14 protein-coding genes are annotated in these 14171 nt (G+C 33.0%); 12 read left to right on the forward strand and 2 right to left on the reverse strand.

Features of this window, described 5'->3' with window-relative positions; genetic code table 11:
• Positions 1-7: 7 nt before the first annotated feature.
• Together A9G28_RS00005 and A9G28_RS00010 are read left to right on the forward strand one after the other, a co-directional pair.
• Positions 8-637: a TetR/AcrR family transcriptional regulator gene (locus A9G28_RS00005; protein WP_065579391.1), complete on the forward strand. Its 630-nt coding sequence runs from the start codon at positions 8-10 to the stop codon at positions 635-637.
• A gap of 116 nt (positions 638-753) precedes the next feature.
• Positions 754-1335: a hypothetical protein gene (locus A9G28_RS00010; RefSeq protein WP_065566663.1), complete on the forward strand. Its 582-nt coding sequence runs from the start codon at positions 754-756 to the stop codon at positions 1333-1335.
• A 280-nt stretch (positions 1336-1615) separates the two neighbouring features.
• Here the strand turns inward: A9G28_RS00010 and A9G28_RS00015 are convergent, their stop codons facing one another.
• Both A9G28_RS00015 and crcB read right to left on the reverse strand, forming a co-directional pair.
• Complete coding sequence (locus A9G28_RS00015) at positions 1616-2032, reverse strand: cell division inhibitor SulA (RefSeq protein ID WP_065566664.1); 417 nt, start codon at positions 2030-2032, stop codon at positions 1616-1618.
• 105 nt (positions 2033-2137) lie between these two features.
• Complete coding sequence (gene crcB, locus A9G28_RS00020; protein ID WP_065566665.1) at positions 2138-2515, reverse strand: fluoride efflux transporter CrcB; 378 nt, start codon at positions 2513-2515, stop codon at positions 2138-2140.
• A gap of 211 nt (positions 2516-2726) precedes the next feature.
• Between crcB and A9G28_RS00025 the strand changes: the two genes are divergently transcribed.
• The 10 genes from A9G28_RS00025 to A9G28_RS00075 all read left to right on the forward strand — a co-directional run bounded on the left by A9G28_RS00025 (position 2727) and on the right by A9G28_RS00075 (position 13524).
• Complete coding sequence (locus A9G28_RS00025) at positions 2727-3332, forward strand: riboflavin synthase (RefSeq protein ID WP_065579385.1); 606 nt, start codon at positions 2727-2729, stop codon at positions 3330-3332.
• Positions 3333-3913: 581 nt separating this feature from the next.
• Entirely contained in the window at positions 3914-4120 is a 207-nt protein-coding gene (locus A9G28_RS00030; protein WP_065566667.1) for a hypothetical protein, read from the forward strand.
• A gap of 584 nt (positions 4121-4704) precedes the next feature.
• Positions 4705-5136: a hypothetical protein gene (locus tag A9G28_RS00035; RefSeq protein ID WP_065579386.1), complete on the forward strand. Its 432-nt coding sequence runs from the start codon at positions 4705-4707 to the stop codon at positions 5134-5136.
• A 324-nt stretch (positions 5137-5460) separates the two neighbouring features.
• The gene (locus tag A9G28_RS00040) at positions 5461-5832 is read left to right on the forward strand and encodes an MmcQ/YjbR family DNA-binding protein (RefSeq protein WP_218057293.1); all 372 of its coding nucleotides are present in this window, start codon (positions 5461-5463) and stop codon (positions 5830-5832) included.
• 395 nt (positions 5833-6227) lie between these two features.
• A complete protein-coding gene (locus A9G28_RS00045) occupies positions 6228-7547 on the forward strand; it encodes a DEAD/DEAH box helicase (protein WP_081301461.1) in 1320 nt (439 codons plus the stop codon).
• A 17-nt stretch (positions 7548-7564) separates the two neighbouring features.
• Positions 7565-7903 (forward strand): YggL family protein, encoded by a 339-nt coding sequence (locus A9G28_RS00050; protein ID WP_141672018.1) that lies wholly within the window; start codon positions 7565-7567, stop codon positions 7901-7903.
• A 303-nt stretch (positions 7904-8206) separates the two neighbouring features.
• Positions 8207-8515, forward strand: a complete 309-nt coding sequence (locus A9G28_RS00055; protein ID WP_065579388.1) for a hypothetical protein — start codon at positions 8207-8209, stop codon at positions 8513-8515.
• A 1053-nt stretch (positions 8516-9568) separates the two neighbouring features.
• Positions 9569-11113: a hypothetical protein gene (locus A9G28_RS00065; RefSeq protein ID WP_065579389.1), complete on the forward strand. Its 1545-nt coding sequence runs from the start codon at positions 9569-9571 to the stop codon at positions 11111-11113.
• Positions 11114-11507: 394 nt separating this feature from the next.
• Positions 11508-12245, forward strand: coding sequence for a carbonic anhydrase (locus A9G28_RS00070; protein WP_065567193.1), 738 nt, complete (start codon positions 11508-11510; stop codon positions 12243-12245).
• Positions 12246-12825: 580 nt separating this feature from the next.
• Complete coding sequence (locus A9G28_RS00075) at positions 12826-13524, forward strand: hypothetical protein (protein ID WP_065567194.1); 699 nt, start codon at positions 12826-12828, stop codon at positions 13522-13524.
• Positions 13525-14171: the final 647 nt, after the last annotated feature.

Consider the following 14171-nt stretch of genomic DNA (forward strand, 5'->3'; position numbering starts at 1 on the left):
ATATCTAATGATTCAAGAGACTTTATTGTGTTCTACAAAATATACAGGCGCCAAAAAGAAGACTTATGAACGTTTAATTAATACAGCATTAGAAGCATTAGAGCAGGGCTTTGAACTGTCTATAACCGAATTAGCTGACAAATCGGGGATTTCAAGAGCAACCGCTTATCGCTATTTCCCAGCACAAAGTGATCTTATTTCTGCAACTGTTGAAAGCGCTTTAGGTCCGATTTTTAGTTGGCGATCAGAAAAACAAAATGCAGAAGAACGCATCAATGATTTTTTAGCTTTTGCCTTTCCGCAAATGTTAAAACATGAAGGGGCACTACGCGCAGCACTAAGGGTTTCATTACAACAATGGGCAACAAAACGAGCGTCATTATCTCCACAAACCGAAAAATTGGTGCGAGGTAATCGCAAAGAAATACTTGCAACAATTTTATCTCCTCTTAAAGCCGAGCTCCCTGATGAACTATATAATAAGGTTATTTATGCAATTTCGATTATTTATGGCTCTGAAATATTTATGGTACTCAAAGATATCTGGATGCTTGATGACCAGTCTATAATATCACTATCGCAATGGATAGCTAAATCAGTCATTAACCAAGCTAAACAAGATGCCTCAAAATTTTGATTGATGTGCTATGATAGCTAGTTAGCCTAATTTTGCTGATCGCTAGTGCTATGATAAAAATAAATGATTTTGTGAAAATTAATCCTTATTCACGTGTTTAAAGTAGGAAAACGATAATGAAAAAGCTTGTTTTTATTCTGATTTTTTGTCTTTGTGGGTGTGTGCATAAGCAAACGCAAATTTTACCCAGTAGTGACACCATTATCAAATTAAAGAGTGATGAAAAAATAGGTATTATTGCTGAATCACAAACATACTCATACCAATTTACAAGTGCCGATGCGATAGACAAGCTCAAAAGCTACCGTAATTTTTTAGCAGAATATAAAAATGATATTGAAAAAGTCTCTATCACTTTTTTCCGAGAACATGCAAGCGATGAAATGATCGTTCGGTATAGTAATCTTATCCCAGAAAAAACAGTTTTAAACAATAACAATTTTTCAATGAAGTCTAAATCAGAATGGGTGTTAAAAGATGGTTATTATCAAGTGTCATTTAGCACAAAAGGAAATGCCTATAAGCAAGCAAATACGCTATCTGATCAATATTTATTACCAACCCCCATTACCGTGTTAGTCAAACCTAGAAATGAAATAAAAGCTAGTGAGGACATCACAGGTGATGTAGCAGGTTTAATTATATTGCCAGTTTTTATTCCATTAATGATGATTAGTTGTATTATGGGACCTTGTTAAAAGCTATGTATAAAAGCTATGCATAAAAGCTCTGTGTAGAAAAAGTTCGCCATCACATGCTAGGAAAATGAGAATAATTGATCTACTGCCTATGATTGGAAGTGGAAAAGTAGAACAAAAAAACTAGCCAATGTGTTGTTATAATTTACTATTATTAATGACCAAAAAGCTGAGTATTTTAAATATGCTCAGCCCTTTTTTAATAGCTATTAAACATTTTAACTTTACTTGCTAAATTTGAAAATGCACACTTATTTGTGCATAGTCACTATGCTTATCGTTAGTGATATTGAATAGGGTGTTCACTTTGTTCATCATGTACTATTTGTTTATCATGTACTAAAAGTAGACATGTGTCACTTGATGATACTGCTTGTTGTAAGCGAGCTTTGTCTTGCTCATTAAGTTTATTGATACAAGCAACCACATAACTGCAAGTTTTGTTTTGTAACGCTTTTTCAATAGTTGATATTAAGTTTGCGTTATTTAAATTTGCTAGATGAACAACTTTGTTTTTATCTAAACCTGCGATATTAATCCATGAACGCTTTAACATTGGTCGGGTCGAAAGCCATAATTGCCATTTTTTAGCTTTGTTAAGTGATTTTAATAAAGGCCGTTGTTGTTGTAATACTTGTTGAAAAGGTGATTCAAAATTAATCGCCATAAGTTGTTGTGTTGAATGTTCAATAAGCATAATAATCTTAATACTGTTTTTATATACAGTGTATGTTAGTACAGTATTTCCCGCTTGTAAACTTTATTTTGATTGGTTTTTTATATTATTTACAACTATTCAACTTTAAGAACGTAACCATTGATATGACAATATTCCTAAAAAAGTCATTAAAACAGAACCAATTACATGTATAAATAGGGTTGCCAACCCCCAAGATATTCGACCTTCTTGTAAAAAATTGACAATTTCGGCTGAAAAGGTTGAAAACGTTGATAACCCGCCACAGAAACCCGTTATAACCAATAACCGCCATTCTGCCGATAGGTTAGAATGATTAAAAAAAGCAATCGCAAAACCAATAATGTAGCCTGCAACTAAATTTGATAATAGTGTACCTAATGGGATAGCAAAAGTGATCGCATTGAATTTAAGTGATAAAAACCACCGTAATAAACCGCCAGCTACAGAACCCACTGAAATGGCTAACACCAGTTTTAGCATGATAAAATATCCTTAATGATAAAAAAATCAAATTAACTTTAACAAAATCTTAGTACTGGCCTTTTATTGGTAATTACAATAAAAATTATTTTTTAAATAATCAAAATCCATAAAATTATAGCGTCATCATACCAGTTGAAAATACAAATAGAAACTTCTGACCAAGTTGCGATAGAATGTTCATCATTAAGTAAAAAATTGGGGTATAGATATGTTTACGGGTATTGTTCAAGGTGTTGGTCAGATTATTGATATTATAGACCAAGATAAATTAAGAACATATAAAGTTAAGTTACCGCATCAATTAACCGATAACATTGAAATTGGGGCTTCGATAGCCAATGATGGTTGCTGTTTAACTGTAACGAAGTTTAATAATGGCGTAGTATCATTTGATATTATGGAAGAAACGTTAGCATTAACCACATTAGGTGATAAAAAAATTAACGATTTTGTAAATATAGAACGAAGCGCAAAATTTGGTGATGAAGTGGGTGGGCATATTATGTCAGGGCATATATCTTGCACAGCAACAATTGTTGATATTCAAAAAACAGCAACTAATTGCCATATGACATTACAGTTACCATCTCAGTTTAGCAAATATGTATTATATAAAGGTTTTATTGGTATTGACGGTGCAAGCTTAACGGTTGGGCAGATAGATAAAGATAGCTTTATGATTCATTTAATCCCTGAAACGTTAGCTATTACCACGTTAGATTCGAAAACAGTAGGAGATAAGGTAAATATTGAAATTGATGCTCAAACACAAGCTATTGTTGATACCGTTGAACGGGTACTGGCGGCAAAATAATCTTAAATAATTGGAATAGGCGATAAATAATAATACTTATACTCATGAACAAATAAAGATTAAAACCACACAGACTAATTGCGTTTTATCATTCAATAATCAATTTTAGTTAAAAATTCAAGGCGCTGGGCTACTTTTTTAAGTAATTAATAGATTGGCTAAATAAGAACTATTAAGCTAATCCAGGGCCTAATTTATCACGGCAAGATGCTAATAATTAAAGATGAGAGTAATTAACCGATCAAATAACGACGTTTTTTGTATTAAAGCCTTTAATTGTAAAGCATAATGTATCTTTGTAATATTGACTAACCCTAAATAAGATAAGCAATACTTACTTTTGTAAAATAATAGCAATATCGCTAGTCTGTTATTTAAATATATGCCAATTACCACTTCAAAACAACCAAAAAACTTTAATAAAATCAATGGTTTTTCTGAATGATTTTTTCTCTAATCAAGCAGGCTATTGATCGATAGTTTGTTTAAAAAATAGACTTGATTTTTTCTCAAATCAGCGCTTATATATAACAGTGATGAGCATGGTGCTTATCACTCATTTAACTTTGGAGGAACTTATAATGGTACAAAAATTTGCTCCGTACGGTAGTGATGTCTCGTCTGGCACTTATAAGTGTGCCGACTGTGGGTATGTTTATTCAAACCAAAGTAAGAAATCGTTACCTCCTTGCCCTGATCATAATAAAACACCGCATAGCAAAAATGGTTGGTATATTATGTCTGGACAAGGGGATTCAGTTAAAGATCCTCATCCAGATAAAAAGTAATCTTATAAGTTAATACCATCAAAAGGTAACCGACTAGGTTACCTTTTTTACCGCATTAAAATTAAATTCCTAACATTATAGGGCTATATGATTTAAAAAGTAACACATTCATTCTTAGATAAAAATTAAGTAAATTATAAGAGTCACATTGATTAAAATAATCGATGGAAAATAAGAAATTAAGAATCATCAAATCAATTTTTAAAGATCACACATTGCTTTTGCAATTTGTTATGTGTTTATAATTAAGTCATATAAATACGTGACATTGTCACTTATAATAAAATACTTGATGATAAAAAATTATTTTTCATTGATATATTTTTATTACCAATATTTCCTCGCTGCTGTTTGGGATTAATCTTAATTAACTTAATATTTAATTATTTTTATCGATTTTGTATAATATGATGATCTAATTAGAATTGTTACAATCAACAATAATTAATAATAAGGGGTATATTGACTCAGTATTGGCAATTTTTAGTAACCAATTAAATTATGCTAAAAGCAAATGGATGTTGTGCTATTTATGCGATTAAAATAACATAACTTGATTAAGTTTCAATTTAAGGAATACCGAAGTGAAAAAACGAATAAAATTGGCTGTGCTACTTTCTTCATTTTTGATGATTTCGAACGCTTATAGCGCGGAATTACCCTCGTCAGCAAATATCACAAAAGCTTTCGCTGATAGCGCTAAAAGATCAATATTAGGCGAAGGAGGAAAGTTTCCTATTAAAACTGAAGCAGGCTACGAAGTCACTAATATTTTTTATAATCTGAATAACGTCGTATTTGAATATAGTATGCCAACTGATAGCCAAAGCGTTTCCATTGTAGATATTACTGAAGGAATTAGACTTGGGCTCAATGCACAATTTTGTAGTAAACAAGATGTGATTGATGTATTACGGGCTTATGATATTCGCTTCTTGTTCCGTTTCCAATTCAATGATGATCGAAATGTACCAGCTACATTGTCAATTGATGAAATTTGTGAAGAGCCAAAATAAATAGCTTTGGCCATCGTCCCAAGTAGTTCGTAAAATTAACGCTCATTTTGCGAGCTTACTTTATTCAAAGTTACTACCAGCTGATTTATTAAGTTATTTTTGAAAAAACTTTTTAGATTTTCTATTTACATAACTAAACCTTTGCATAATAGCATAATTCACTTTTCAAATTTTGTACTGCATATTCGCTTTTTATTGATTTATTATCATTGTTACCGCCGTCTTTTTGGATTATTATCACAACATGTACTAATTAGCATATCTTGCTAATTAAAGATGTGATTAAGGTGATGTTATATTGAGTGAACCAGAAAAAGGGAAACAATGATGAGCCTTAAAAATAGATTAGTTGAATACACGCAGACTTTGAATAATGTTCAAATTGATAATCCTTTCAAAAATTTTCCTGACTATCAAGTTCTTAGACACAAAAGTAGTGGTAAGTGGTTTGGCCTCATTATGTCAGTAGAGAAAAATAAATTAGGTCTCAACTCGGAAGAGGTTGTGGAAATCATTGATGTCAAATCCGATCCTGAATTAATTTCTATAATAAAAAATAGCACTGGTTTATTACCAGCATATCATATGAATAAAAATAACTGGATCACTATAATGCTAGATGGATCTGTGCCACTGGAACAAATAATACATTTATTAAACTACAGTTATAATTTAACAAATAAGGATAAAGTTTGAATTTGCACTGATATATCTAATGACTGCCTCGACAAATAAGTAGCCGTGCAATTCATGAAAAACAGCTATGAAAAGAGTGAGCAAAGCTAAGCTACTCAACAATTGTTTCTTGTTTCTCACAATCTATGAGTAGTTATATGATATATCCCCTATAGAGCATGCGAGGTAAATATCGCCGGTATTTTTATAAAAACATATTGAAAATCATTATGTTTTAAATAAGGAGTCACTGGATCACACGGAATTATTTTATATATAGAAGTTTGAATTTATTTTAGAACAACAAACAGAATGATAAATCTTATTGTTTAAAATAAGATTTATCAGAAAATATTATTCAATTGCATTATAATGCCTAAGGACAATCCATTTACCATTTATTTAGGAATCAATTCATGTCATTTGACTCTCTTGGTTTAGATGCCGAGATTTTAAAAGCAATTCAAGAACAAAACTATACCAGCCCGACGCCCATTCAACAACAAGCTATACCGGTCATTTTATCTGGTAAAGATCTTATGGCGAGTGCACAAACAGGGACAGGTAAAACGGCGGGCTTTGGCTTGCCCATTTTACAAAAATGGCTTGAGCAGAAAACTAAAGACGCTAATAATCCAAATAGCAAAAAAAATAAACGTTCTTTATATGCCTTGATTTTAGCGCCAACACGTGAGCTTGCAGCCCAAATTGGCGAAAATATTCGTGACTATAGCCGTTATTTACCGATTCGATCTTTGGTGGTATTTGGTGGTGTAAGTATAAATCCTCAAATGATGAAATTACGGGGCGGTGTGGATATATTAATTGCAACACCGGGACGATTACTTGATTTAGCACAACAAAATGCTGTGGATCTTTCAACCGTTAAAATGCTAGTGTTGGATGAAGCCGATCGCATGTTAGATATGGGATTTATTCATGATATCCGTCGTGTAATTGCTAAATTACCGAAAAAACGTCAAAATTTAATGTTTTCAGCTACTTTCTCTAATGAGATAAAAGTGTTAGCGCAATCTCTATTACATTCACCAGAATCTGTTGCAGTAGCTAAAACCAATAGCGCTTCAGAACAAATAACCCAATATATACATAGAGTAGATAAACGCCGTAAACGAGAGCTATTGTCTTATTTAATTGGTAAAAACCAATGGCAACAAGTATTAATCTTTACCCGCACTAAATATGGTGCAAATCACTTAGCGGAACAGCTAACTAAAGATGGCATTAAAGCAGCTGCTATTCATGGAAATAAAAGCCAAGGGGCACGAACTAAAGCCTTAACCGATTTCAAAAGTGGGCAAATTAGAGCATTAGTAGCCACTGATATTGCAGCAAGAGGTCTTGACATTGAGCTGTTGCCTTATGTCGTTAATTATGAATTACCACAAGTTGCTGAAGATTATGTACATCGCATTGGGCGAACAGGGCGTGCACAAAATGAAGGGCAGGCTATTTCGCTCGTGTGTATTGATGAACTGGCTCAATTAAAAGCGATTGAAAAATTAATAAAAAAGCCGATTCCAGAATTAACAACTAACGGGTTTGAAGTTGATCCAAAAATTAAAGCTGAGCCTGTAAAAAAATCATCGCCAAGGCGAGCATCACCAAAAAGAGCAAATGTAACGGGGGCTGGTCGATCGTCGCACTCTAATCAAAAGAGTATTAAATCTTCAAATAGATCGAATCACTCTAATAATAAAAAAACTAATATTTAACAAAGTAGAAGGAAACTATTATGGTAAATCGTAGCAAACGTTTACGAAAAAAATTACATATTGAAGAGTTCAAAGAATTAGGTTTTACTGTTAGCTGGTCTTTTGACGAAGGCACAAGCGAAGAGACTTTAGATAACATTGTTGATCAGTTTATTCTTGAAGCCATTCAACCAAATGGTTTAGCTTATGAGGGGAGTGGTTATTTAAATTGGCAAGGTATTATTTGCACCCAAAAATTAGGAAATTGTACTGAAGAACATCGTGACGTTGTCACAAAATGGTTGGAAGATCATGGTTTAAAAAATGTTAAAACCAGTCAACTTATTGATATTTGGTGGGATGAGCTAGCATTTTAATTATTACGTTATTTTTAAATATACGTTATTCTTAAATATACGTTATTCTTAAATAAAAGTAGTCACGTATGTGGCTATTTTTATAACTGAATTTTATCGTGCTACTGGTTAATTTATTTTTTATTAACTATATTAATATCAACTACATCAACTATTATATTTACATCTTCTTAAGGATGGCTATTTATAATACAATCATACAAACGATAAAATATATCCAATAATAAGTGGATTACCTCGGTGAGTAAAAAACTATCATTAAGATAATTACAGTCTACTATTTGGGCAGGGCTCAATTACATTATGAGTGAAAACACTATTTTCAAGCTTGATAAAAAATATACATCTTTTCTATTTAAAGCGATAGAAGCAGCAAAGAAAAGTGAATTTGTGATCAAACACAAATACGATATCGATCATTTTTATATATCTTTTAGTCACCATATAAAGATAAATAATGGAGCCAGATGTTACACAATACGGTTTTATTCAGAAGAAGTAACACAAAATAATTGGATGGATATTGGTTCAGGAGGAATAGTAATAGATGATATTAATGTTGATATAGACATGGATTCAGGAGAAGTTATTTCCATTTATGCAAGCCGTTAATATAAAAAAGATTTTATAAAAACTAACCAATGTACTATAAAAATATTATATTAAACAATGCATTGATAAATTGAATGGGTTATGGTAGAAAGACACAACACAACCATAGTTCAGTCGGTAGAACGGCGGACTGTTAATCCGTATGTCACAGGTTCAAGTCCTGTTGGAGGGGCCAATTTCCGAATCCCTATAGCCTGTTTATAGCGGGTATTTTTTTATCTTAAAATACCCACTTATTTATTTCGTTGTTACAACAAATACGCTTAAAACCACGTTTTTTGGGATATGTATTTAATTTTTAATCTTCTTATCAAATTAATGAGTTGCTAAAAGAAATTTAAATGATCACAATTGGATTGAATATTATCATTGTAGTTATTTTTAAATATTAAGTAAAATCAATTTGATAAATGAAAGGTTTTTATAGTAAAAAATGTTCCTATAATATTGCAAGGACAATATAGCAGCCCTTTCACCGCGCTAGAATGCGTCGACAACTAAGCAAGGTTAGCACGGCAAGTATGGATGTTTGGTGAGTTTGGGTTTTGTTAGGAATAAATTTGAACATCTGAGCAAAGTGAAGAAGGCATCAAAGAGGCGAGTATCAGGATGATACGAGTAAATATAAGTCGGCCATATTCTGTAGCCAAAGTGAGGGGTGTTAAGGAATTTGCTAATTTCCTAACTCGACCGTTGTCACTGTTGCTATTGGTTCCACTACAAAAAGCTCAACATGTCCGAAACCCAATCACACAAATATAGTCAAATACTATTACCCAAACCCGAAAACCATAAAAACAGTCAGGTGCGTATTGATTTTATTATGTTTTTACCTTGTTATTTTTTACAAAAATCAAAAAATTCAATGCCTTAAAGCTTTCTTTAAAGCTTAATATGTTTTTTTTACATTCCTTTACAAAAAATCACAAAAAAAACTAGCCAAGCTTTTTTTTAACATTATAATTTTAACGGTAAAAATTAAATTAGCTTTTTTACAGGCTAATAATCATAAAAAATAAATAAAACAATATTTTATTTGTAAAGTGGGATGTTATGCAGTATAATCTTAGACAACAGACAAGGCGAGCCTATGCCTTAAATTTATCCAATAATCGCATTAGCCGGTTTTTTACACTTCGCTCGTTTATATCATCAAAATTATCCACCAAATTATTTAAAAAAATCCCGTTGGCATTAGCGCCAGTATTGTTATTGCCGTATTCGCAAGGTTCGCAAGCATTAACGGTACATACTAGCCAAGTGATTCAAGGTAGTGCCCCGTATTTAACGTTTGATGGTGGTAAAACCAAAGTGACCACAACAACGGAGTTATTAGGTATTAAATTATCGGATGGTCGAGAATTCACCCCTACAACCAATAGTTCATCACCCGCAAATCCAATTGAGTTACCTGCAGTGGGTCAAAGCTTTGCTGATATTCAAATGTTAGTCCCGCCATCAACTAATTCTGTAAGTTTAAATGAGTTAGTAACAAACTATAATTATTGGGGCGATGATGATGGCGATGGGCAGGAAGCAGGAGAGATAACCGCAACAGGGAATTTAGCGGTTAGTATTACAGATAAGAATGGTAAAACAGTGAATCGTAGTGAAGTATTAATGATATGTAATGCGCCTTATAAAGTGGTAATAAGTAGCGAAGAGGGTAGTTTAAGTACCCGTTACGGCGTTCCTAATAGTAGTACTTTCACTGGTGACACAGCAACATATTATATTAATCCAAAATCATCACCATTTATTTGCTTTGCAAGACCAGCTTTAAAGAGCTCATCTGAAACTTGGATACACGGCATTTTTGTTGACCATACTGGTCCGGCTACTGTCTGGAATCCGGATAAAGGTTTCCTTACGCGCTCAGTCACGCCATCGCAATACGGACGAAACTTTCCAACCGCAGGAATTGATGGTGTATATTTTGACTTAGATATAGGTGGAGTTGATGCCAGTCAACTAACGTGGTTACCCGTTACGCATGGAGGAATAACCGCTACTGTAACAAGGGCGTTACCAACAGACGATAATTGGATATCCGATCATTCAGTACCAGTAACGCGTGTTACGCTAAAAGGTCCAGAGGCAAAGAGCCAATGGAACAATCCTCATCCTAGTGCAATTACTAAGCCAAATTTGCCGCAGACATTTGAGTTAGTGGGTAGAGATAGTCGTGGTAATGCAGTAGTGAAATATGGGTTTATATTACAGAAATGGTTTGTCAATGGAGGAGTTGTAAATTACAGAACTTATTCTGAAGCAGAAACTTGGTGTCGTGATTTAGGTTATCGTTTGCCACAGGTAAATGAGCTAACTAACGCTGTCTGTTCTGGTTTGTTAGGTAGTCGTTGTCAGGGTGCTGTTGGAGGCAAACCATCATCAAGTGGCAATTATTATCAGCGTCAAATAGGAGCTGGATTATTGGCGGAATGGGGCAACATGATTGATTACCCAGATATAAAAGAGATAGAATCCTGGACAAGTGGAAAATTCATAGTGGATAGTTATAATGCAACAATAATTGGGGGAAAGAATGAGAATGTGGCGGAAAAACAAACCAGTCCAGTTGTTTGTGTCACGCCTTAGCATTTATCACTGAATCCTGTAGGTCGCAGTTAGGTTTATGAAGCTAACCAAGGACAAACCATCAAAGAACCAAGCCCGCATAAGCCGAGGCGCTGAGCGGGGTATCTAGCAAACTTGTACTTTAATGACGGAAAGTCAAGAAAAATACTTCCCCGACTGACGATGCCTAAGCTGTGAAGAGTTACTCAACATAAACAATTAGACATTATCATAATAAAAATTGAGTAAAATTAGTATCAAAAAAAACAGCTATTTTTTAGCTGGTTTTTTTGTATAAATGTCAAACGATTTTTTATAAAAATATCAAAAAGTGATGATGTGTGATTGTAGTAAGGTGGTTTTTTGTGGCGTATAATTTGGTCTCCAATAAACAACTTTCTAACGTAAAATCAACATGAAATTTAATGTAATTATTGCAGCCTTAATGGCAACCAGTTTATCTTGTGCTGCTGTAGAGCCTGCTCCGCATTGGGATTATGAAGGCGAATTTAAACCCGAAAATTGGGGAAAACTTTCACCTGAATTTTCAACCTGTGAAAACGGCAAAAATCAATCGCCGATCAATATTGAACATGCACTAAAAACCCATCATGATAAACTTAAACTGGCGTTTAAACCCAGCAAGCAAGAAATCATCAACAACGGCCATACCATTCAAATCAATGTTAACGAAGGTAATACCTTAGAAATTGATAATGAAATCTTTACGTTACAACAATTCCATTTTCATGCACCAAGCGAAAATATGATTAAAAGTAAACCCTTTCCGATGGAAGCTCACTTTGTTTATAAAAATGACAATGGTGACTTAACGGTTGTTGGTCTTATGTTTAATAGGGGAAAATCTAACCCCGAATTAGCTAAAGCTTGGCAACATATTCCGACACAAGTAGGAAACACTGCGACATTAAGTCAGTCGGTTAATATTAAGGCATTATTGCCAAATAGATTAGATTTTTACCGCTTTAGCGGCTCACTAACAACACCGCCTTGTACGGAAGGTGTGAGATGGATTATTTTAGAACAAGAAAGTAGCGCATCTGCCAAACAAATTGAAAAATTCCACTCAATCATACATCATGATAACAACCGTCCAATTCAGCCTTTAAATGGTCGTGTGATAGTTAATTAATACTTTTTGGCTCTATCGGTGAAAGCGAATAGAGCCAATAATTAGTGGACTTATCACTTATAACACACATAAAATATATAATGTATTTTTAATGGTTTTTTGTCATTAAACATTACACGAATAACGTATAAAAATTTTACGCTATCATCAAATAATATGAATATCCATGTCAAGGACGTTGTTTATATCAGAAAAAACAATGCGCAATGTTATTCGATTAAGTTAACAATTCCACCTGTATTTAATATAGTTGAAGCAGAGAAATAAACTTAGCTATTAATAAATAAGCCGATATAATAAAATGACTTAATAGGATTAAGCTCTTTTTTATTGTTATTTACCTATAGCGGTGGTGGAAGCGACATTTAAAACGATTAAACGGAGTTTATAAAGGTCAATTCCTCATCTCGACTATTCTTTTTCTGCATATGCATATTGGTATAATAATAACAGAGTTATATTCGTCGTTAGGCTACTTGCCTACAGTTGAGTTTAAAAAACAGACAGCTCTTAATTTTTTGATTGAATATATGTTGCCATTTCAGAATTTAAAAGAGCTTAATATAACAAGGAGAATAAAATGTTTAGTGCATTACATCCATATGATAATAAGCTAATTTCTTATACGGAATACCTAAAATTTGCATTAGATCATAATTTTCAAAAACCTAATGATGCGCCAGGTGCTCGCTGTCCTGTTTGTGAAAGGCGTCTGAAAGTCAGAGCAGGAAAACAAAAGGATGATGGGCATTTTTATCACAATGATGAATATTATTGCCCAACAAAAGAAGCAAATAAAAGATCCTACGGTAACTTGCCAATAACAAAACAAAACGCAGAAATACGACAAAAAAACCTTAATTTTGCTAAAGAAAATATAGGTAAAATTTGGGAAAGGTTGAAAGAAATTATTCCATTCTTTGACTTTTCAGAGTTTTTGTCAATTCTTAATGAAGCAAAAAAACTCAATATTTACGAATATACAAATCTTAATCCTCAACTCTTACCCTATGTTTATGTAACCCTAATAAACTATTTGCCAAGTAAAAGTTATAATAAACAACGAAAATTAAAGTTTTGCTTTTTCTATGAAGCGAGAATTAATACTTATGAGGATTTATGGATTAATCAAGGTGCATTTTCTCGCTTAGTTAGGATATCATATAAAAATGGTAGTACACAAAAAGTAACTATAATTGAAACAAATACTGATTACCTATCAAAAGAGCAAGTTATTTTAAGTGAAAAACAGCTAGAATTTTTGAAAAAAAAAGTATAACTATGAATAAATAGCCCTATATAGGGGCTTTATTAACGCTCATATCTAATTTTTATAAACCCGTTTTTTCCACGCCAAATCATTAATTCTTTGAATTGCGCTATATAAGTTGAGCGTTATAGGCTAGTCTTACTTTGTTTTTATTGTTAATAGAGCGTAAGCCATGTGCTACTAGCTGACCTCTGTAGCCTATACGCTTGCGGCGTTAGTTTTTTGGGGATTAAGTGGTTCATCATGTTTAATACGGTTAGGAGACACATATTCACTATTACTCCCTAGTAGTTTTTGTGCTAATAACCTTAAAGTTTCATTGGATAAGCGTACATTGTGGGCTTTTGGGGCTTTCATTTGTTCAGTAGAGATATGCTTTTTCTCAATAAATATCAAAATGTTTAAGTATCAAGTTAATAATGATTATGTTAATTGGTTGAATTTCGTGAAAGAAAATGCATTTAAGGCTGGTGTGCCATTAAGGGCAGAACTTCTTAATTTAGTTTATGATTCAAACGATGAATTGGGCTGTAAAGCAGAAAAGGAAAGCTTAGGCTACAATTCATCCCGATACATCCAGATATTTATATGGATGAGTTATTAGTTGGAATGCGAACTATTAATCAAGTTTTAGCGCATATTATGAAAAAACTTGA

The organism is Gilliamella sp. Fer1-1, assembly GCF_001690825.1.
GTDB lineage: Bacteria > Pseudomonadota > Gammaproteobacteria > Enterobacterales > Orbaceae > Gilliamella > Gilliamella apicola_C.